Annotated in this window: 20 protein-coding genes and 2 pseudogenes; 13 read left to right on the top strand and 9 right to left on the bottom strand. The window is 62.1% G+C overall.

Annotated features, from left to right (window positions below):
• Positions 1–83: 83 nt before the first annotated feature.
• Entirely contained in the window at positions 84–2,183 is a 2,100-nt protein-coding gene (locus INS93_RS23265; protein WP_192985707.1) for a TonB-dependent receptor, read from the bottom strand.
• A gap of 211 nt (positions 2,184–2,394) precedes the next feature.
• On the bottom strand, positions 2,395–2,694 hold the full coding sequence (locus tag INS93_RS23260) for a putative quinol monooxygenase (protein WP_192985706.1): 300 nt from the start codon (positions 2,692–2,694) through the stop codon (positions 2,395–2,397).
• A 292-nt stretch (positions 2,695–2,986) separates the two neighbouring features.
• On the opposite strand from INS93_RS23260, the gene INS93_RS23255 reads away from it, so the two are divergent.
• Genes INS93_RS23255 through INS93_RS23245 form a run of 3 tightly spaced genes read left to right on the top strand, consistent with a single transcriptional unit; the run spans position 2,987 to position 5,523 of the window.
• Positions 2,987–4,378 (top strand): FAD-binding oxidoreductase, encoded by a 1,392-nt coding sequence (locus INS93_RS23255; protein ID WP_192985705.1) that lies wholly within the window; start codon positions 2,987–2,989, stop codon positions 4,376–4,378.
• A 58-nt stretch (positions 4,379–4,436) separates the two neighbouring features.
• Positions 4,437–4,913: a hypothetical protein gene (locus tag INS93_RS23250; protein WP_192985704.1), complete on the top strand. Its 477-nt coding sequence runs from the start codon at positions 4,437–4,439 to the stop codon at positions 4,911–4,913.
• Positions 4,888–5,523: a hypothetical protein gene (locus tag INS93_RS23245; RefSeq protein WP_226945705.1), complete on the top strand. Its 636-nt coding sequence runs from the start codon at positions 4,888–4,890 to the stop codon at positions 5,521–5,523. The genes INS93_RS23250 and INS93_RS23245 overlap by 26 nt, the downstream gene beginning before the upstream one ends.
• 39 nt (positions 5,524–5,562) lie before the next feature.
• Here INS93_RS23245 and INS93_RS23240 read toward each other — a convergent pair whose 3' ends face one another.
• Positions 5,563–6,462, bottom strand: a complete 900-nt coding sequence (locus INS93_RS23240) for a LysR substrate-binding domain-containing protein (protein ID WP_192985703.1) — start codon at positions 6,460–6,462, stop codon at positions 5,563–5,565.
• A gap of 119 nt (positions 6,463–6,581) precedes the next feature.
• Between INS93_RS23240 and INS93_RS23235 the strand changes: the two genes are divergently transcribed.
• Positions 6,582–7,283, top strand: a complete 702-nt coding sequence (locus INS93_RS23235; protein WP_192985702.1) for an FMN-dependent NADH-azoreductase — start codon at positions 6,582–6,584, stop codon at positions 7,281–7,283.
• A gap of 35 nt (positions 7,284–7,318) precedes the next feature.
• Here INS93_RS23235 and INS93_RS23230 read toward each other — a convergent pair whose 3' ends face one another.
• Positions 7,319–8,062, bottom strand: coding sequence for a class I SAM-dependent DNA methyltransferase (locus tag INS93_RS23230; RefSeq protein WP_192985740.1), 744 nt, complete (start codon positions 8,060–8,062; stop codon positions 7,319–7,321).
• Positions 8,063–8,376: 314 nt separating this feature from the next.
• On the opposite strand from INS93_RS23230, the gene INS93_RS23225 reads away from it, so the two are divergent.
• The 3 genes and pseudogenes from INS93_RS23225 (at position 8,377) to INS93_RS23215 (ending at position 10,866) form a co-directional block, all read left to right on the top strand.
• Positions 8,377–9,468, top strand: a complete 1,092-nt coding sequence (locus INS93_RS23225; RefSeq protein ID WP_192985701.1) for an SMP-30/gluconolactonase/LRE family protein — start codon at positions 8,377–8,379, stop codon at positions 9,466–9,468.
• A 203-nt stretch (positions 9,469–9,671) separates the two neighbouring features.
• Positions 9,672–10,109: pseudogene (locus INS93_RS23220) on the top strand (phage infection protein); the annotation flags it as partial.
• Positions 10,110–10,518: 409 nt separating this feature from the next.
• Positions 10,519–10,866: a cupin domain-containing protein gene (locus INS93_RS23215; RefSeq protein ID WP_192985699.1), complete on the top strand. Its 348-nt coding sequence runs from the start codon at positions 10,519–10,521 to the stop codon at positions 10,864–10,866.
• 111 nt (positions 10,867–10,977) lie between these two features.
• Here INS93_RS23215 and INS93_RS23210 read toward each other — a convergent pair whose 3' ends face one another.
• The gene (locus tag INS93_RS23210) at positions 10,978–11,247 is read right to left on the bottom strand and encodes a DUF2798 domain-containing protein (RefSeq protein ID WP_192985698.1); all 270 of its coding nucleotides are present in this window, start codon (positions 11,245–11,247) and stop codon (positions 10,978–10,980) included.
• 103 nt (positions 11,248–11,350) lie between these two features.
• Between INS93_RS23210 and INS93_RS23205 the strand changes: the two genes are divergently transcribed.
• The 3 genes from INS93_RS23205 to INS93_RS23195 all read left to right on the top strand — a co-directional run bounded on the left by INS93_RS23205 (position 11,351) and on the right by INS93_RS23195 (position 13,898).
• Positions 11,351–12,316: a LysR family transcriptional regulator gene (locus INS93_RS23205; protein ID WP_192985697.1), complete on the top strand. Its 966-nt coding sequence runs from the start codon at positions 11,351–11,353 to the stop codon at positions 12,314–12,316.
• Between the two features lie 114 nt (positions 12,317–12,430).
• On the top strand, positions 12,431–12,907 hold the full coding sequence (eco, locus tag INS93_RS23200) for a serine protease inhibitor ecotin (protein ID WP_192985696.1): 477 nt from the start codon (positions 12,431–12,433) through the stop codon (positions 12,905–12,907).
• 169 nt (positions 12,908–13,076) lie between these two features.
• Positions 13,077–13,898 carry an HDOD domain-containing protein gene (locus tag INS93_RS23195; protein ID WP_192985695.1) on the top strand — a complete coding sequence of 274 codons (822 nt, stop codon included), beginning with the start codon at positions 13,077–13,079 and terminating at the stop codon, positions 13,896–13,898.
• Between the two features lie 99 nt (positions 13,899–13,997).
• Here the strand turns inward: INS93_RS23195 and INS93_RS23190 are convergent, their stop codons facing one another.
• The gene (locus INS93_RS23190; protein WP_160017412.1) at positions 13,998–14,411 is read right to left on the bottom strand and encodes a transcriptional regulator; all 414 of its coding nucleotides are present in this window, start codon (positions 14,409–14,411) and stop codon (positions 13,998–14,000) included.
• A gap of 118 nt (positions 14,412–14,529) precedes the next feature.
• On the opposite strand from INS93_RS23190, the gene INS93_RS23185 reads away from it, so the two are divergent.
• Positions 14,530–14,988: a BRO family protein gene (locus tag INS93_RS23185; protein ID WP_192985694.1), complete on the top strand. Its 459-nt coding sequence runs from the start codon at positions 14,530–14,532 to the stop codon at positions 14,986–14,988.
• Between the two features lie 45 nt (positions 14,989–15,033).
• On the opposite strand, the gene INS93_RS23180 is transcribed toward INS93_RS23185, so the two are convergent.
• Positions 15,034–15,678: a YecA family protein gene (locus INS93_RS23180; RefSeq protein ID WP_160017410.1), complete on the bottom strand. Its 645-nt coding sequence runs from the start codon at positions 15,676–15,678 to the stop codon at positions 15,034–15,036.
• 146 nt (positions 15,679–15,824) lie between these two features.
• Between INS93_RS23180 and INS93_RS23175 the strand changes: the two genes are divergently transcribed.
• Complete coding sequence (locus tag INS93_RS23175) at positions 15,825–17,834, top strand: peptidase U32 family protein (protein ID WP_192985693.1); 2,010 nt, start codon at positions 15,825–15,827, stop codon at positions 17,832–17,834.
• Here the strand turns inward: INS93_RS23175 and INS93_RS23170 are convergent.
• Entirely contained in the window at positions 17,822–18,298 is a 477-nt protein-coding gene (locus tag INS93_RS23170; RefSeq protein WP_226945704.1) for a DUF2938 family protein, read from the bottom strand. The genes INS93_RS23175 and INS93_RS23170 overlap by 13 nt on opposite strands.
• Before the next feature lie 73 nt (positions 18,299–18,371).
• Here INS93_RS23170 and INS93_RS23165 point away from each other — a divergent pair, with 73 nt between their 5' ends.
• Positions 18,372–18,800 (top strand): helix-turn-helix domain-containing protein, encoded by a 429-nt coding sequence (locus tag INS93_RS23165; RefSeq protein WP_192985691.1) that lies wholly within the window; start codon positions 18,372–18,374, stop codon positions 18,798–18,800.
• A gap of 39 nt (positions 18,801–18,839) precedes the next feature.
• Here the strand turns inward: INS93_RS23165 and INS93_RS23160 are convergent.
• A pseudogene (locus INS93_RS23160) lies at positions 18,840–20,037 on the bottom strand (IS481 family transposase).
• Between the last annotated feature and the right edge of the window lie 97 nt (positions 20,038–20,134).

Here is a 20,134-nt window from a genome sequence, read left to right as displayed (position 1 = left end):
CACCACGCATGCACACGCGCAGTTGGCGGACGTTGAACGCCCGCCAACGCTGATAAAGCATTACGACAGAGGCTCTGGCCCGGTCAGAACGAGTAGCTGGCGCTGACCACCAGGTTACGCGGCTCGCCCAGCTGGATCTGCCCGGCGCTGGTGGCGGAGCTGTAGTAGGTGCGGTCGGTGATGTTGTTCAGCGCCGCGCGTACGTCCCAGTCCTTGTGGCGGTAGCCGGCCAGGGCGTCCCACGCGCCATAGCCAGGCAGTACGGTGGTGTTCTGGTTGTCGGCAAAGCGCTCGCCCACCAGGGTCACGCCGGTTTCGGCGTACCAGCCCAGCTCGGGCTTCCAGGTGATGAACAGGCTGCCATTGCGCTTGGCGACGTTGCTGACACGGTTGCCTTCCAGGCCGTTGTTGTCCTTGACGATGCTGGCGTCTTGCAGGCCGATGCCGCCGCGCACATACCAGTTGCCGACCAATCGGCCGGTAGCGGTCAGTTCGATACCCCGCGAGCGCTGCAGGCCGGTAAGGATGGTCAGGGTCGGGTCGTTCGGGTCGCTGGTGCGGCGGTTGTACAGTTCCAGCTCGTACACGGCCAGGGTGGTGCTCAGGCGCTCGTCCAGCCAGTCGCTCTTGATGCCGACTTCCTTCTGCCGGGTCTGTTCGGGCTCGAGTTCGTTGCCATTGCCCGAGGCGCCCGGGGTGATGCCGATCAGGCCACCGCCGACCGGGGAGAAGGTCTTGCTCCAGGAGGCATAGAAGGAGTGATGCTGCAGCGGCGTCCAGACGATACCGGCGCGGGGGCTGAGGCCGTGGTTGTCGCGCTCTTCCTTGAGGTTGCGCAGCTTGTTGGTGGTGGCCACCTCGAACTCGTCGTAACGCAGGCCGGCCAGCAGTTGCCATTGATCATTCAGGCGCAGTTGATCCTGCACGTAGAGGCCACGGCTTTCGACTTCGCTGTGGTTGTTGCTGGAAATCACCATGGCGCCACGGTGGCTCTGGCTGCGATCCGGGTTGTAGAGATCGAGTGTGGGCACCGCCTGGCCACCCCTGTTAGCTGCAAGCGCGGTGTAGAGCTTCGGGTCGCGCCGCTGGCTGCCCAGTTCAGCGCCAATGAGCAGGCGGTGTTCTAGGCCGAAGGTGTCGACCCGGCCCTCGGCCTCGAGGTTGTTGAACAGGTTGCGGGTGCGCAGATCCTGCTGCCAGCGTTGCCGAGTCACGCGCTGAGTGCTGGCGTTGAAGCCGGTCAGGTAGGTGTTGTCGAAATCGCTGTCGAGTTTGAACAGGCTGGTGGTCTGCCGTAGCTGCCAGTTGTCGTTCAGCTCATAGCTGAGCCTGGAGCGCAGCGATTGCGTGGTGTCGTCGATGAAATCGCGGTCATCGCCATAGGTGGTGCCGCGCTTGACGTCCGCCGGGCGCCCGCCAACGCCGGGAATGCCGCGATCCGGGGTGCGGTCGAAGCGGCTGTATTCGTATTGCACCAGCCAGTTCAGCTCAGGTGTCAGTTGCCAGCTCATGGACGGCGCGAACAGTTGGCGATGGCTGGAGACGCCGTCACGGAAACTGTTGCTGTCCTCATTGCCCATGTTCAGGCGCAGGCTGATGGTGTCGGTGGGGTCGGCGCTGAGGTCGGCATACAGGCTGCGCAGGTCTTCGCTGCCGCCTTGTGCCTCGAGCGTGGAGCGGCGCCCGGCCTCGGGCGCCTTGCTGATGCGGTTGACGATGCCGCCCTGGCTGCCACGGCCGTAGAGCACGGCTGCCGGCCCCTTGAGCACTTCGATGCGCTCGATGTTGTGCAGGTCGCGCACGTACTGGCTGTCGTCACGCACGCCGTCCAGATAGAAGTCGTTGCTGGCATCGAAGCCACGGATGCGCAGGCTGTCGAAGCGCGTATCCGCGCCACTGCTGACGTTGGGCAGGCCGCTGAGCGCCTTGCCCAGATCATTGGTGCCATAGTTCAGCACATTGCTCGTCTTCAGTGCGTCGATGGCCTGAGGCACGTAACGCACCGGCGTGGCCGTGCGGGTGGCGGTACTGACCTCCTTGACGCGCGGGTTATCGGCTTCCTCGTCGACATCACCATAGACCACGGTCTCAGGCAGGTTAGCCGGGTCGGCACAGGCGAAGCCGGCTGTCAGTAGAACGGAAAAGCCCAGCGAAACGGGGGTTAGTCGCGAAAGGAAGAACATCTCAGCACGCATCCAGACAGTAGCGATTGATTAACGGGCGCGCATGATAATTCTTTTCATTTGATATCTAGAAGTATTTATTTCCCATCTTCACATCCGCTCACGTCATGAATGGAGATCGAGCGTTGCGACACGCGACGTAGAGCGCGGGAACGACCATCAGCGAGCCAACGGGCATTCCCATGCACCAAACAACGACCACGGGTCCCACTCAGTCCGACACCTGCTCCAGGAAAATCAGCTGCAACGGCTCGCTGAGCAGTTCATCAGCGGTGGCGGCAAATGCCTGAAAATAGGGCGTCGCAAAATGCGCATCCAGGGCCGCCTGGTCCTTGAAGGCTTCACGCATGTAGAACGTACCGGGCTCATCCCGCATTTCGAACAACACGTAATCGAGATTGCCCGGCTCGGCTCGCGTGGGTTCTATCAGGCTCAGCAAGCCTTCTTTCAGCGCCTGTTGTTTACCGGGTTTGGCCTTGAGTACGGCAAGGGATACCAATGGTTGGGTCATGGGGTTAACTCGTTCGATGGGTTGGCTTGCGCACCCGGCGATGGCAGTGAACAGCAGCACGCACAGCCAAAGACTCGGGTGTTTGATCATGGGTTTCATCGTCATCACTCTCTGTGGAGTGGGGTCATCCTTGTCCATTCAATCGAAAAGAAACACCGACAGAACGCGCTAATACTTTCTTCGACCTATTGAAAATGAAGCCCCTGAATAGCCATTGGCGATTGCCACCTGAACACGTCACGACGCACTATCGCCCAAGCAATTCGTTCTCCGCTGCGAACAAGGAAGCTCCATGCGCCTCGCCCTCGTCCTACTGCTGTTCCTGTGCCATTGCGCGCACGCCACCGAGACCGTCAACGACGTCACCAGCATGAATCCCATCGAGGTGGCACAGGTGCTGGCGCCTACCGAACTGGAGCAGATCGTCGAGGCAGTGCGCGGGCATTCCGGCCCCATCGCCATTGGTGGCGGGCGCTACAGCATGGGCGGGCAGACCGCCACCGAGCAGGCTCTGCAACTGGACATGCGCCAGTTCAACAAGGTGCTGGAGTTTTCCGCGCAGCACCGGGAAATCCGCGTGCAAGCCGGCATCACCTGGCGCGAAATACTGGAGTACATCGACCCGCACGGCCTGTCGCCGCAGATCATGCAGTCCTACGCCAACTTCACCGTCGGCGGCGCACTGAGCGTCAACGCCCATGGCCGGTACGTCGGCCAAGGGCCGTTGGTACTCGGCGTTCGTTCGCTACGCCTGGTACTGGCCGACGGTCAGGTGGTGGATGCCAGCCCGACGCACAACAGCGAGCTGTTCCATGGCGCCATAGGTGGTTATGGCGGGCTCGGCGTCATCGTCGAGGCCACCCTGCCGTTGGTGGAGAACAGCAAGTTGGTGCGTCAGACGCAGCTCATGCCGCTCGGCGACTATGCGCAGTTCTTCGCCAGCCAGGTCGTCGATAACCCGGACATGGTGATGCACAACGGCATTCTCTATACGGACGACTACGACAGCGTTCGCGCCGTATCCTACCTGCGTACGGATGCCCCGTTGACCGTAACGGAACGCCTGGTACCGTTGGACCGCGACTACAAAGCCATGCGCGCCGCGCTGACAGTGGCCAGCAGCGATGGCGGCGCGAAGGTGCGTGAAAACATCGTCGATCCGCTGCTGCTCAAAAGACCGCACGTGCAGTGGCGCAACCATGAAGCCAGCCTGGACGTGCGCGAGCTACAGCCCATTTCCGGCCCCGACTACAGCTATGTGCTGCAGGAGTATTTCGTTCCCGAAGCCCAGCTGGAGCCCTTCGTCACGGGCATGAGAGACGTGCTCAAAGCGCACAAGGTCAAGGTCGCCAATATCTCCATCCGCCATGCCAAGGCCGACCCGGGTACGCTGCTGGCCTGGGCCCGCGAAGACACCTTCGCACTGGTGATCTACTACCGCCAGGGCGTATCGCCCAGCGAGCGCGCCGCCGTCGGCGACTGGACACGACAGCTGATCGACCTCGCCATCGCCCACCAGGGCAGCTACTACCTGCCGTATCAAATCCACGCTAGCCGGGAGCAATTCCTCGCCGCCTATCCCCGCGCCGAGGAATTCTTCGCGCTGAAAAAGCGCGTCGACCCGACCGACAAATTCCGCAACAAGCTGTGGGATGCCTATTACCTTCAGCCCACGGGCCGCTGATTGAAAATCGCGGTTCAACACCCGTTGGACTTCACCTTTGAATAACGGATGCCATCGCATGTATTACCCACGGGAAGAAAAAAGAGACTTCCTCACCACGCTCTCCACCCTGTCGTTGATCGCGATCGTGCCCCTCGCCATTCTCGCGCTCATGAGCAACCACGGCGCGACCGCGCTGTTCATGCTGCTCGGCAATCAGCCGGCGCAAGCCCGCATCACCGAGATACACAACACGCCCAACCACGACCTGAACATAATCACCTACCGCTATGACGTCGACGGCACAGCGTTCACGGATACCTACACGCAGAACAAACAACACAACCCTGCTGCATATGCCATAGGCGACACGATCCCCTTGATCCACTCCATGTGGGCACCGTCGATCAAGATGACGCAAGCCGCCTACGACGCCAGCGATGCAGACGCCAAGGTCTTCATGGGCTGTTCGACGGCGATCCTCCTGCTACTGGGCCTGTCGTTCTTTGCCTTGATGCGACAGAGAAAGCATGCCGCAGAGGATGTTTATTATTGAGCGCTCAGGAGTTCCGATGCCCGGCATTATCCATGTCGCCGATACCTTCCAGGCGTTTCTGAACGACCTGCAAGCGCATCGCGCACCCGCCCTGCCGCAGCTATCCAGACTGCGCAATGGCTTCGAGGGCTGGCTCAAGATCGAGCTATACCTCTGGCTGACCGAACGCTTCGGGCTGCAGCCGCAGATGGATGTAGGCGTCGAGTACAAGGTCTGGCTGGATCAGCGGCGCGGGCAGATGGATCGCGCAACCAAGCAGTGCGACTTGTGGGTGCGCGATGCCGCAGGCAATGGCTACCACTACATCGAGCTGAAAGTACCGTTCGCCAACAACAACCGCGGCAAGCTGTTTCTCAGCGCGTCCGATGATTTCTGGTACATGTCACGCCTTCTCGCGGCCGACCAGCGCGCAGCGAGCGGAAGCGCCATCCTGGTCGGCGCTGGTTTTGCCGAGGATGACTGGAAGCTCGCCATCGACGAGGCAGTCGCTTACGCCGGCAACGACCCGACACAGGTTCAACTCAACGTCGGGGCGTTGATGCTGGAGGAGGCGCCAGCCCTGCGATGGGCGGTGATGACAAAACTATATGAGTCCCGACCTGGCACCTAGCGGGTTCGGTATTTGCCAGGCAAATGCCGGCCGCTGCCTCTAGATCGAACACAACCCACCCGGCACCGCCATGATCCACTCCCGCACCGCGAGAATGGTCGGATCGTGCCTGCGGTTCTCCGGGTACACCAGAAAGAACGGCTTGCCTTCCAGTTCTGGGCCGAAGGGCTGCACCAGTCGTCCCTCTTTCAGCTCATCCTCGATCAGTTGCCTGCTCATCAGCGCCACGCCTTGGGCGCCGACGGCCGCCGAGACGGCGTGGGTTTCATCGGAGAATACCAACCCGGCACTGACATCCAGCCCCGGCACCTGAGCCTGTTTCTGCCAGACGGCCCAGTCCATCGGCGAGGAAATCGCCGCCTGGTTACGAAAGTGAATCAGCGTATGCCTGGGCAGCTCAGCAGCATCTTGCAGCCCCAGCAACGGGCTGCAGGCGGGGACGAAGGTGTTGTCGAAGAGTTTTTCGGCCACCAGGCCAGGCCAGCGGCCGTCGCCGTAGCGAATGGCGATATCTGCCGTGACGCCATCGAGCGCCACTGGCTCGTGCGAGGCGTGGATACGCAGGTCGATAGTGGGATGGGAGTCGCGCAGCATGCATACCCAGGACAACAGCCAGCGCACGGCCACGGCCGGCGTGGTGCTGAGGGTGATGGCCTGTCGGCTGGGCGTCGCGCTGAGGCGTTCGACCGTGGCACCGATGCTGTCGAAGGCGCTCTCCAGCACCTGCTGCAGCTCGCGCCCGGCCATGGTCAGTTCCAGCTGACGCGGCTTGCGCACGAACAGCGCGACACCAAGGGATTCTTCCAGTGCGCGAATCTGGTGACTGATCGCTGTGGCGGTCACGGAAAGTTCTTGCGCGGCCTGCTTGGCGCTTTCGTGGCGTGCGGCCGCCTCGAAGGCGCGCAAGGCGGAAAGCGGAGGGAGTCGGCGCCGGCTCATGCTTGAGTTTTCCTCATCCATTGCGAAAAATATTGATCGTTTGTCGCCCGACTGGTGCGACCCTAGCCTGAGTCTGCTGCTAATCACAGATGAATTCAAATTCAAGCAGGAGACTCATCATGACCCATATTCTGCATCTCGACGCCAGCGCCCGCCCCGGCCTCGCCGGCAAGGATCAGCACGGTTCGCACAGCCGCAATCTCAGCCATCGTTTCATCAGCCAGTGGCAGGCGCGCCACCCGCAGGATGTCGTCACCTACCGCGACATCGGCCAGAATCCGCCCTCGATCATCAGCCATGACTGGATCGCCTCATCCTTCACGCCCGAGCCGAAACGCGAAGCCTGGATGCACGACACCCTGGCCGAAAGCGATCGCCTGGTGGATGAACTGATCGCCGCCGACGTGCTGGTGATCGGCACGCCGCTGTACAACTTCGGCATGCCCGCCGCGCTCAAGGCGTGGATCGACCAGGTGGTACGCCCCGGACGCACCGTGGACGTGGATGAGAGCAACCCGCTTGATCCCTATGTACCCAGGCTGGCCGACCGGCCGCGCCATGCGGTAATCCTCACGGCGCGCGGCGGCGTCGGTTTCGACCTGGGTGGCGAGATGGCGCACATGAACCATCTGGAGCCGAACCTGATCACCGCGCTCGGCTTCATCGGCATCACCCGCGTGCACCAGATTGCCATCGAGGGCCAGGAAGTCGGCGGTGAACTGCTTGCCGAATCCGTCAAACAGGCCTTGGCCAAGGTCGATGCGCTGGTGGCCGAGCTGCAGCGTTCATTGCAAGCCGAGCGCGTCGAGGAGCCGGCGTGAGGCAATGGCCAGGCAGAGGATGACGCGGCCTCGCGTCAGCGCTTGGTGCAGGCAAAGAGCGCGTTGCCGGAGCTGCCATCCCACGGCGCCAGGCGCTGATAGTCGTGCTCCAGCACCTGCACCTCGAAATGCGGCGCCAGCAGGCTCTGCAGCTCGGCGAAGTTCACCGCCACCATCGGGTGTTCGTCGTGCCAGACCTCGGTCTGCCCGGCGACGCTGCGTTCGATACGCAGGCGCAGCGCCTGCGCATCGCCTTCCCCGCGGTAGTACCAGCCGGAGCTGAAGCGGAACTGCCCTTCGGCATGCCGCGCGCTGTGGGAAACGAACGAAGCGTTGTCGATGCACTGCTTGTCCACGGCGTTGAAACAGAACACTCCGCCAGCCGCCAGGGCGCCGTGCGCGCTGGCGATACAGGCCTTGAGCCGCTCGATGCTGGCGCTGTAGTGGATGGAGTAGAGAAAGCAGGTGATCAGGTCCAGCGGCTCGTCGACCTGAAAACCGCACATGTCCTGCCGGGCAAAGCGTGCCTCGGGGCAGCGCTGGGCGGCGCGGTCGAGCATCGGCTGGTTGATGTCCAGGCCGCTGCTGACATAGCCAGCATCGAGAAAGTGACGCACATGCGGGCCGGTGCCACAGGCCAGATCGAGGTGACGCTTGCCGCCATTACCGAACAGCTGGTGCAGGCGTTGTACACAGTGGCTCTGGGCGGCGTAGTCGATGTCCGCGCACATCAGATCGTAATAACCCGACAGGTCGGTATAGAGGGCATTGCCGGACATGATGACAGAGGCGCGAGGACGAAGGGCGCGCATCATAGCTCATGACCGATGCCGCCGAGCATTGACTTGACGTGGCACGCCTTGAAACAGCCACGCTCATTCGGGAAAGGAGGCACCTTTCGCCAGTCATCATATGACAAAGCCGAGTCAGCGACGCCACCACTTAATGCACGAGCCAGACAGAATCATGCAGACAGGTGATTTCTGAGTGTTAGGCGCTAATGAAAGAATTGAAGCACTTTCACAGTTGTCATACATCATATAAGTTCATGAAGTCGCATCCGCGATCAACAAGAACAACAAGGAACCTCACGATGAATGACGAACAACGCCCCGACGGCTCGCGCCGCCACTTTCTCAAGCAGTCGCTGATCTATTCCGCTGCCGCCGCCAGCGCTGCCTCTCTGCTGCCGCAACTGGCCAACGCCACGCAGCCTCTGGACCTGCGCTACCCATCCGGCGCGGTCAAGGCGCTGGATGACAGCTTTATGCAATTGCGCCTGTTCAACGCCAGCGTGGAAAAGCTCGCCGATGGCATCCGCTGGGCCGAAGGTCCTGTGTGGTTCGGTGACGGTCGCTACCTGCTGGTCAGCGACATCCCCAACAACCGCATCATGCGCTGGGACGAGATCAGCCAATCGCTGGCCGTCTACCGCCAGCCATCGAACTATTCCAATGGCCTGGTGCGCGACCGCCAGGGCCGGCTGATCGCTTGCGAGGGCTCGACCACTCAGGAAGTTGGCCGGCGCATCACCCGCACCGAACACGACGGCAGCATTACCGTGCTGGCCGAGGCGTTCGAGGGCAAACGCTTCAACTCGCCGAACGACCTGGTGGTCAAGCGCGACGGCTCGGTCTGGTTCACCGACCCGCCCTTCCAGACCGGCAACTTCTACGAGGGCTACAAGATCGAGCCGGAGCTGCCCCATGGGGTCTATCGCATCGACGGCGAAACGCAGCAGGTCACCCGTGTGATCGAGGATCTGGCCGGCCCCAACGGCCTGTGCTTCTCGCCCGACGAGAAGACCCTGTACATCGTCGAGGGCCGCGCCAAGCCGCACCGCCTGGTGTGGGCTTATCAGGTGAACGACGACGGCAGCCTCGGCCAACGCCGCAAACACATCGAAGCCACCGACACCGGTGCGCTGGATGGCATCAAATGCGACGAGTTCGGCAACCTGTGGTGCGGCTGGGGCAGCAATGGCTCGGCCGAGAGCGATCCGGAAAAGCTTGATGGCGTGCGCGTGTTCAACCCACAGGGCAAGGCCATCGGTCATATCTCACTGCCGGAACGCTGCGCCAACCTGTGCTTTGGTGGCGAGAAAGGTAATCGCCTGTTCATGGCCAGCAGCCATGGCATCTATTCCCTGTTCGTCAACACACGCGGCGCCACCTTCATCAGGTAGCCCATGTGCCACGGCCTATACGGCCGTGGCCTGCCTAGGGGCCGAACAGCGCCCAAAAATGCGCTTGGACCCTTCTATCTCGGTCCTTACAGCAAGCATCAGTCGCATCGATGTTCACCATCATGCCAATGAAGTTCTCTGAAAAAATCCAGTGCGTAACATCTGCTCCATACCCAACCACAACACCGCTGGAGCACCACACCATGAAACGCCAACTGATCCTCGGCTTCGCCCTCTCCGTACTGGCAGCCAACGTATTCGCCGCTTCTTCCGCCCAACCTGTAGTCGCCGAAGGCGGCTCTGATCGCCTGATCGAAAGCCGCGTCGCCGAAGGTGGCTCCGACCGTCTGATCGAAAGCCGCGTTGCCGAAGGCGGCTCGGACCGTCTGATTGAGAACCGCGTTGCCGAAGGCGGTTCCGACCGTCTGATCGAGAACCGCGTTGCCGAAGGTGGCTCCGACCGTCTGATCGAGAACCGTGTTGCCGAAGGTGGCTCGGACCGTCTGATCGAGAACCGCGTTGCCGAAGGTGGCTCGGATCGTCTGATCGAGAACCGCGTTGCCGAAGGTGGCTCGGACCGTCTGATCGAGAACCGCGTTGCCGAAGGCGGCTCGGATCGTCTGATCGAGAACCGCGTTGCCGAAGGTGGCTCCGACCGTCTGATCGAGAACCGCGTTGCCGAAGGTGGCTCGGACCGTCTGATCGAGAACCGCGTTGCCGAAGGTGGCTCGGATCGCCTGATCGAGAACCGCGTTGCCGAAGGTGGCTCGGACCGTCTGATCGAAAACCGCGTTGCCGAAGGTGGCTCGGATCGTCTGATCAAAAGCCGCACCGCCTGATACCTTCCTGATGACCTGATCGAGAACGTCGTATGACTCGATGCCAAACGCAGCCCCACAAGGCCGGCCTGATAAGCCGGCCTTGGTTTTTTCAGCGATAGAAAGCCCCGCGCACTGCGCGAATGAGCAGCCCCGTGTCGACCCCAGGCAATCGACCGCCCCGCCCCCGCTCTATGGTGAACGCCCCTTTGATCACTCACCGGAGCGCCCCATGGCCAACAAACCGATCACCGTTCTGCGCGATACCCAGCCGATGCCCGTCGTCGATGCCTGCAAGTGGGAGCGCATCGAAGGTGACCCGCACACCGTCAACCTCAACGCTTACACCTCCGAAGACGGCAGCAAGATCATGGGCACCTGGATCTGCACGCCCGGCAAATGGCGCGTGGAGTACGTGAAGTGGGAGTACTGCCACTTCCAGGAAGGCTACTGCATCATCTCCCCGGACGGCATGGACCCCATCCACCTCAAGGCCGGCGACATCTTCGTCGTGGAGCCCGGCATGAAAGGCACCTGGGAAGTGGTGGAAACGGTGCGCAAGTACTTCGTATTCGCCTGATCACAGCACCTCGTATCCGTGTGCGCCCAGCAAGGCGCCCACCGATTGCCCTTGCCTTGTCGCCCGCGCCAATCCTGAAGCCCTCCCCCCTGGATGGCGGCGTAGCACTACTCAGGACGCCCGTACCGTGAGGCTCACCAGCTTGATCACGATCGGCCGCACCAGCATCACACAGACAAACGCCACCGGCATCGCCAGGCTGTAGGCGCCCAATACCACCTGCAGATAACCCTCGCCGATGCCCCGGTTTGCAGCAGTAATGACCAGCGACATGAGCATGGCCATGATGCCCGACATGAAGAAGGCGAAGGCCACGGGCATGGCGCGGGCTGGCAGTTTCCAGTTGCGCCTGGTGGTTGCAGCGAGGTCGAGATCGGACATGCTCAGGTTCCCTGTTCGATGAAAGTGTCGGGCACTCTAGCGATGAAGATGATTGCGGCGGTAGAGGGCGAAAGGTAAGTTGAGTATCAAGATCAACTTACGAATGAATGAGACATTGGAAAGCAAAGGCACAGATACCCTGCGCGGCCTGGAAAGTTTCGTGAAGGCCGTGGAGAGCGGCAGCATTGCCGCCGGCGCACGTCTGCTGGGTATCAGCGCTGCCGCAGCGAGCCAGAATATCGCTCGTCTGGAACAGGGCCTCGGCCTGCGCCTGCTCACCCGTACCACCCGAAGGCTGGCACTCACCGACGCTGGCTCGTTGTATTTCGAGCGCGTGCAAGCTGTGCTTCAGGAGCTGGAACTCGCTCGCGCAGCCATCGCCGACCTGCAGGACGAGCCACGCGGGCAGTTACGCATTGCTGCCAGCGCAGCGTTCGGTCGTCACGTACTGGCTCCGCTGCTCCCCGGTTTCATGGCGCAACATCCGCGTATCCGCTGCGAATTGCTGACCACCGACGCCACTGTCGATCACGTCCAGGAAGGCGTGGATATCAGCATCCACATCGCACAGCAGTTGCAGGAGGGCCTGGTGGCCAGGCGCATTGCCACCGCGCAGACACGCTTCTGCGCCGCACCGGCCTATCTGCAACGCGCCGGACACCCCAGCGAACCCGAACAGTTGCGCGACCACGACTGCCTGCTGTTTCGCTTCGCCACCGACGGACGCCTGTTGCGCTGGGGCTTCGTCCGCGAGGGCGTGCATTTCGATGCCCAGGTCAAAGTGGGTATGAGCAGCAACGATATCGATGTCCTGGCGCAGTGCGCCGTGGCAGGCGGCGGCATCACCCGACTGGCGTCCTTTGTCGCCGCCCCCTATCTGGCTCGAGGTGAACTGGTCGAACTGTTCTCCTCGGCCACGCCAACGGACAGCCGGGCTACCAGCGCTGCGCTGGACTATTACCTGTGCGTACGCGACCGCTACGAGCTGACGCCCAAGGTGCGCCTGTTCATGGATTACCTTCAGCAAGCCTTGCCCGCCGAGCTGAAACCCTCAGCCGAGGCGCCCTGAAACTTCTTGAAAAGCACGGGAAATTGGCCTATTCACCAAGGTCAGTGCTGCTCCGCCGATCAGGCGATTTCCCAACCACGGACAGGCCAGAAGGCCTTTCAGCAAGGAATCATCATGAACCGACTCAAACTGCCACTGCTCTCCCTCGCTTGCGCGCTGCCGCTGGTTGCCTGCGCGGCAACCCCGGAAGCGCTCAAGCCCTACCCCGCCGCTGCCGACGGCTATAACCGCCATGTGATCGAACTACCGGCGCAAGCCAACGAAGCCGAACACAAGGTAGAGATCATCGCCGGCAAGACCCTGGAAGTGGATTGCAACCCGCAACGCCTGGGCGGCCAGTGGCAGGAAAAAACCGTGGAAGGCTGGGGCTACACCTACTACGAACTGGGCCAGGTCGGCCCGGCCATGAGCACGCTGATGGCCTGCCCGGACGGCAGCCGCAAGCAGGCCTTCGTGCGCGTTGGCGGTGAGCCGCAACTGGTGCGCTACAACAGCAAGCTGCCACTGGTGATCTACGCGCCGAAGGATGTCGAAGTGCGCTACCGCCTGTGGTCTGCAGCGGCCGAAACCAGCACTGCACCGCGTCAGTAAGCCCTCCCCGACATGCCAGCCCCTCGGGGCTGGTGTTTCAATCGGGCAACACCCATGAAAAAGGCTCTAGGTAGCGGTTATGGAACTGGCTGCAGCGATAGGCACAGCTATGCTCAAGGGGCACTTTTCATCAGCCATCACTGCAGCGTTCGTCCCTATCGGAGTTGCCATGGATATAGAAAGCCTGTTCGCCCAACTGCACACCCTGCCCAGTATTCCCAAGGTTGCGCAGGATCTGATCCAACAGTTCGACAACCCTTCCTCCAGCCTGGAAAGCGTGGCGCGCAACATCGAGCGTGACCCGGTCATCGCCGCCAAGGTCCTGCGTCTGGCCAATTCGCCGCGTTTTCGTGGAGTTCGTGAAGCCGTGAGCGTCGAGGACGCCGCCATGCGCCTGGGTTTCAACACCCTGCGCACGCTGGTGCTGGCCTCGGCGATGACAGGGGCGTTTCAGGTCGATACCGGCTTCGACCTCAAGGGTTTCTGGATTCGTAGCTTTCGCGTCGCCAGTATCGCCCGCAGCCTGGCCAAGCAGCTGAAGCTGGACACCGACGCAGCCTTCACCTGCGGCATGATGCACAACATTGGCGAACTGCTGATCCAGACCGGCGCGCCGGATTTCGCCCGGCGCATGAACCGTCATCCGAAACGTGAAGCCGCCGCTCATGCCGCCGAGGAAACCTTGCAACTGGGCTTCGGCTACCCGGAAGTGGGCGCTGAACTGGCGCGCCGCTGGCAGCTGCCTGCGCTTATCCAGCACGCCATTGCCTATCAGGCACGGCCGACTCAGGCGCCCGGTGACGGCCGCTACGCGCGCCTGGTCGCACAGTCGGTGATCGTCGCGCAAACCATCGAGCTGGACGGCGTCAGCGAACAGGCGAAGCAGAATCTGGAAGGCCCTTTATTCGAGGAAGTCGACCTGACCATGCTGTTCGAAGCCTTGCCGGCGGTGCTGGAAGCGGACAGGGCGTTTGCCGAACTGCTGGGGTGAACATGGCGTCTGCTCACTCGCCGGCGTCAGGCGAAGTACGCATTGCCGGCAGGTAATTGACGACCACGACCACGACCACGACTGACTTCAGGCAGGGCCTCAGCCAGGCTTCTTGCCGGAGTCAGCCTTGGCTGCAACAGCCAGGGCCATCACCACTTCGCGTGCCACCTTGCGCTGTGCTGCTGGCAGAGCGAGAAAGGCCTCGATGACCTCACGTTCCTGATAGAACTTGGGATCTTCCCAACGGCCACGCTGCTCGCGCACGGCAGCGCCGGCCTGTTCGCCAAAGCGCAGTACCTGCGGTTCGATACGCAGCCACTCGGCAAGGACCTGCAATTTGTCCTGCGACGGTATTGCCTCGCCACGCAACCAGCGGGAGACCGCCTGGAAGGTCACGGAACGGCCCCAGTAACGCGAATTGAACTCGCGCTCGAGCACAGCAGGGCGATCTGGATATCCAGCCGCGATCATGGCGCCACGCAGGCGCTGGGCGAATTCGGTTTTCTCGGTCATGGACGCGGACGTTAAGTTCCGCTTCCATGCTTGATTGAACAGTCAGTTGTATATTAAATGAAAATCATGGTTTCATTGCATTCGACAAGCCGTTGTTTCATGCACCAGGGAGGGCGTCATGACCAGTTCGATCCACCTCATCTTCGAAGATATCCGCTTCACCGTACGGCGCGCCGCCGACGGCCGCTTCTGGTTCGCCGCACAGGCCGTTTGTCAGGCCCTGGAGTTGGCGGATGAAGAAACCGCCCTGCTGCTGCATTGCCGGCCGGAGGGCATCCTCTTCGGCAACGAGCAAGCGCCTCAAGCCACGATCGACCTGGAAAACCTGCTACGCCTGAGCCTGAGCAGCACCAGCTCACGCGCCGAGCGTCTGCGCAGCTGGTTCTGCCAGGTCTTGCTGCCGAACCTGTTAAGAAGCTCCAGCCCGCCCAGCTATCGACAGCTCAATACCGCAGACAAACGCATGCGCGTACTCAAGTGGCATGACGACTGGTGGATGTCGGTGAGTGACGTGATGCAGGTTTTCGGCGCGCGGTCCGAACTGCTGCCCATGACCGAGGCCCCACACTGCGGTTGAGCACGACATCGGGGCTCGCTCGCCAGGCAGGGTGACGACAACCGGTCAGCGCATGCAGCACTGCTTGTACTTCTTGCCGCTGCCGCAGCTGCACGGATCGTTGCGCCCGACCTTGGCGTCATCACGGCGCACCGGTAGCACCGGCTGCAGGTTCTGCTGCCAGTACTCGTAAAGCTCGACAGCGGCCGGTTCGAGCATCGCCGTGCTGGCCTCGTATTCGGCGTCGGACATGGCCTTGAGCGTCTCGCTGCCACTTTCATCGCCATGCAGGGTGATCAGCGCCAGCGCGGCCTGTACCGAGTCGGGTAGTGCCTCCTCCAGCCAACCGGCAACCACAGCGCCGCGCAGGTAGCCTGCGCACCACTCGGAAACGATCAGCTTCTCGCCCTTGCCGTTATCGTCGGCGAGGAAGATTGCCTCGTAGTCATCCGGCTCCTCGCTGAGCATGTAGGCCGCCTCGCTCATCAACTCGACGGCCAGCTTCATGAAGCGTTCGCCATCCTTGTCACTCGGCCATTGCGGCGGCTGGTCGGCCCATATCGCCGAATACCAGACGGCAGGCGCGACCTGACGCGGCCCGGAGACGATGGCGGCGAAATAACCGTCCAGCTCGCTGGCGGACAGGATCGAGTCATCATTGCCGTACTTGAGCAGCCACTGATCGAGCTTCTCCAACCCTCTGTTGTCCATCGCCACGCCTCCGCCTGAAAAAGGCCGCTACTGTACCGCCATCGGTGCGTATTGCCAGCCGTCCGGCATCTGACGAGTGCCCACAGGCCAACAGCCCGGTACAATGCGCGCCTTGCCCGTGTGCCAGCCTGATAAAAGAAAACACCATGTCCTTGCCCAAGAACCACCTGGAACTGCTCAGCCCCGCGCGTGATGTCGAGATCGCCCGCGAAGCCATTCTGCATGGCGCCGACGCCATCTATATCGGCGGCCCGAGCTTCGGCGCGCGGCACAATGCCTGCAACGAAGTGAGCGATATCGCCAGGCTGGTGGAGTTCGCCCGCCACTATCACGCGCGGGTGTTCACCACGATCAACACCATCCTGCATGACGATGAGCTAGAGCCGGCGCGCGCGCTGATCCACCAGCTCTACGACGCGGGCGTGGATGCGTTGATCGTGCAGGACATGGGGGTGATGGAGCTGGATATTCCGCCCATCGAGCTGCATGCCAGCACCCAGACCGATATCCGCACGCTGGAGCGGGCCAAATTTCTCGACCAGGCCGGCTTCTCCCAACTGGTGCTGGCGCGCGAGCTGAACCTGCAGGAAATCCGCCAGATTGCCGATGCCACCGACGCGGCCATCGAGTTCTTCATTCACGGCGCGCTGTGCGTGGCCTTCTCCGGCCAGTGCAACATCTCCCACGCGCAAACCGGGCGCAGCGCCAACCGTGGCGACTGCTCGCAGGCCTGCCGCCTGCCCTACACCCTCAAGGATGAAAAAGGCGGCGTGATCGCCTACGAGAAACACCTGCTGTCGATGAAGGACAACAACCAGAGCGCCAACCTGCGCGCCCTGGTCGAGGCCGGCGTGCGTTCGTTCAAGATCGAGGGCCGCTACAAGGACGTGGCCTACGTGAAGAACATCACCGCCCACTACCGCCGCGAGCTCGACGCCATCCTCGAAGACCGCCCGGACCTGGCCCGCGCCTCCAGCGGCCGTACCGCGCACTTCTTCGTGCCCGACCCGGACAAGACCTTCCATCGCGGCAGCACCGATTACTTCGTCACCGAGCGCAAGGTGGACATCGGCGCCTTCGACTCGCCCACATTCACCGGGCTGTCTGTGGGCTTTGTCGAGAAAGTGGGCAAGCGCGACCTGATCGCCGTCACTCACGAGCCGCTGTCCAATGGCGACGGCCTCAACGTGCTGGTCAAGCGCGAGGTGGTGGGGTTCCGCGCCAATATCGCCGAACTGAAGGCAGAGTTCGAGGAAGACGGCGAGAAGCGCTACCGCTACCGCGTCGAGCCCAACGAAATGCCCGAAGGGCTGTTCCGCTTGCGTCCGAATCATCCACTGAGCCGCAACCTCGACCACAACTGGCAGCAGGCGCTGCAGCGCACCAGCGCCGAACGCCGTATCGGCGTCAGCTGGAAGGCCGAGCTGCATGAAGATGCCCTCACGCTCACCGCCATCAGCGAAGAAGGCATCAGCGTCGAAGTCGCCCTGCCCGGCCCGTTCGGTGTCGCCAACAAACCCGAACAGGCGCTCGACGGCCTGCGCGACCTGCTCACCCAGCTCGGCACCACCATCTACCACGCCCAGGGCGTCACCATCGACGCGCCGCAGGCGTTCTTCGTGCCCAACTCGCAGCTCAAGGCGTTGCGCCGCGAGGCCATCGAAGCGCTGACCGAAGCGCGCGTCGCCGCTCACCCACGCGGCAGCCGCAAGGCCGAGACCGACCCGGCGCCGGTGTACCCGGAGTCGCACCTGTCATTCCTCTACAACGTCTACAACCAGAAGGCGCGCGACTTCTACCATCGCCATGGCGTGCAGCTGATCGACGCGGCCTACGAGGCGCACGAGGAAACCGGCGAAGTGCCGGTGATGATCACCAAGCACTGCCTGCGCTTCTCCTTCAACCTGTGCCCGAAGCAGGCCAAGGGCGTAACCGGCGTACGCACCAAGGTGGCGCCGATGCAGCTCGTACATGGGGATGAAGTGCTGACCCTGAAGTTCGACTGCAAGCCGTGCGAGATGCACGTGATCGGCAAGATGAAGGGCCACATCCTCGACCTGCCGCAACCGGGCAGCGCCGCCACTCAGGTAGTCGGCCACATCAGCCCGGACGACCTGCTCAAGACCATTCGCCAGAAGCCGGGTTACAGCCATTGAGCCAACAGCCCCATCAGGTACAGGCCCAGGCCGAATACCAGATGGGTCAGTAACGCACGCACACGCACCCGCCAGGGCTGCGGCGTGCGTGAAGCGGCCACGCCCATGCCGAACGCCGGCTGCATCAGCAGCAGGGGCGCTGCCATGCTGAGCGCAGCAAAGGCCAGCGCCGGCGCAAGCGTGGGGCGCAGCAGCCAGGCTTCGCCAACCCAGGCCAGGAACAACGCGGCAAATAACAGCCCGGTCAGGTAATGAAAGATCCAGCCCAGCGCACGCTCACCGGGCACTGTGGGCGCCTTGCCAATCGCCGCATGGCGAAACTGCCCATGCCCCATGTGCCCCAGCCAACGCCCGACCCAGGCGTAATCCAGCGCCGCCACACCGAACCAGCGCTTGCGCGCCAGCGCCCACAGGTCCATCAACAGCGTTGCGCCAATACCCAACATGATGATCTCGACTGCCATACGCACCTCCATCTAATCTATCTGAAAAGCCTTCAAAACAAGGCTGCCAGTTAAAGTCGACTTGAGGTCAAGCATGAAAGAGCTGGATATCGGAAAAGTCGCGCGCTGGTCAGGTCTGCCGGCCTCGACCTTGCGTTACTACGAAGAAAAAGGGCTGATCCACTCCATCGGGCGCAATGGCCTGAAGCGGGTCTTCGCCGAGTCGGTGCTGCAGCGCCTGTCGTTGATCGCACTCGGGCGCACGGCCGGTTTCTCACTGGACGCTATCGCCGAGATGCTGGCTGCCGAGGGCGGTCCTGCCATCGACCGTGAGCAACTGGAACGCAAGGCAGAGCAGTTGGATCACACCATTCGCCGCCTGTCCGCCATTCGCGACGGGCTGCGCCATGCGGCGCTCTGCCCGGCCGACAACCACCTGAGCTGCCCCACCTTTCAGCGCCTGATGAGCATGGCCAGCAAGCAGATGGGCCGAAAGCGCCCTGCCGCTGCCGAACGGGCTTGAACGGCCGCAGCGCCTGTGTTGTCGGCTTGTGTTCGGTGTTCAGCCGGGGGACATGGTAAACACCTGTCGGGGGACATGGGTAACAGGTTGATGATCATGTTGCCCGTTGCCTCAGGTCTATCTGACGTAGCGTTTTACGGATGAAAACCACATCGTAGACGCCATCTTCGGCGGTAGGGCGGATGGCGACCTGCTCCCCGTATAAACCTCCGCTGACGAAGACGTTGAGCCCTTTGAAATATACCTGCCCGGTGCGACGTACTTTCACCACGTGGTCTCCCGGTTCGTACTCGATTGTTGGCAGTTGCTCCGGGTAGCTCCGTGGGCTGGGCCGGTAGCGTTCTATGGGCGGCCGTTGGTCCAGAGCCTCGTGCGGGCGGTAGTGGTTGTACTCGTCTCGCCACCGGTTCATCACCCGCTGACAGTGCTGCAAGTCGCTGAACGCGCGATGCAGCACTTCACGCTTGAGTGTCTGGTGGAAGCGCTCCAGTTTGCCCTGGGTCTGCGGGTGATAAGGCCGGCTATGGCTGACCTCGACGCCCAAACGCATCAGCCAAACCTCCAGTGTGGATAGCCCACCAGCGATGTTTGAGCCCCAAGGCGGCCCGTTGTCGGCAGTTATGCGCAGTGGCAAACCGTACTGGCGAAACACGTCGATCAGATGCGGTTTAACCAGCTCCAGCCGCTCGCCCTCGCAAGCCTGCAGGCAGAGCGAAAAGCGAGAGTGATCGTCCAGCAGGGTCAAGGGATGGCACCGAGACGACCGGTGACCGTTGAGGGGAACGTGCCCCTTGAAGTCGATCTGCCAGAGATCGTTCGGGTTCGGGTGCTCGAAACGGTGATTAGCCGGCGGCTGGACCTGTTCGCTGTGATAGAGGACACGACAGTCGTGGCGCTTGAGGATCGCATCGATCGTGCTGTGATGGGGCGGATCAATATTCGCGTTGCGCAATAAGCTTCGCAGCTTGCGAGCGCCCCAGTAGGGATAGCGATGATGCAATTGCACCACCGCTTGCTCCACCTCCGGATCACTGCGCCCCGGACTGCTCAAGGGACGCCGGGACCGGTCCTGCAAACCGGCATCGCCATGTTCACGGTACCGATCCAGCCATTTGTAGCCAGTCCTGGGACTGACGCCATAGCGCCGACAAAGCTCCCGTACATTACTTTCGGGTTGCCCCGCCAACAGAACAAATTCACGCCTTATCGACATAGTGCTGCGCTCCGGCCACGGCATCACTCGATCTCCCGATTCGATGAACTCCGTAAGCCTAAATGCGTTACCTATGTCTCCCGACACCCGTTACCTATGTCCCCCGGCTGAACACGAACAC

Source organism: Pseudomonas sp. EggHat1 (assembly GCF_014892995.1).
Lineage (GTDB): Bacteria > Pseudomonadota > Gammaproteobacteria > Pseudomonadales > Pseudomonadaceae > Aquipseudomonas > Aquipseudomonas chaetocerotis.
Note: the sequence above shows the minus strand (reverse complement) of the source record. Positions and strands in the feature narration are given on the sequence as shown.